Annotated in this window: 1 protein-coding gene; it reads right to left on the reverse strand. The window is 59.1% G+C overall.

Translation table 11 applies throughout. The annotated features are described in order from the left end of the window. On the reverse strand, positions 1-313 hold a 313-nt coding region (locus MUW49_RS18745; protein ID WP_244813077.1), incomplete at both ends, for a transposase.

The raw sequence follows: 313 nt of genomic DNA on the forward strand, positions 1-313 counted from the left end.
TTGAGCGCCGTCACCGCCTCGTTGCGGGGATGGCCTTCCTCCCACGGTGCCGCATTTTTTCTCGGCGGTATGGTGGCTTTCGCCCCCTTCTTCTTCAGTAGCGCATGACAGGCCTTGGTGTCATACGCACCATCGGCGCTGACCTGTTTTATCTTGCGTCGTAAGGGGTTGAGCAACGTCGGTAACACCTCGTTATCCGCCACCGTCTCCAGGCTGACTTCGGCAGCGATGACCGCATGGGTTGTGGCATCCACCGCCAAGTGGAGCTTGCGCCACACTCGTCGCTTCTCCTTGCCGTGTTTGCGAATTTTCC

Origin of the sequence: Aeromonas sp. LsrichE-8G, from assembly GCF_022869435.1 — a bacterium.
GTDB lineage: Bacteria > Pseudomonadota > Gammaproteobacteria > Enterobacterales > Aeromonadaceae > Aeromonas > Aeromonas caviae.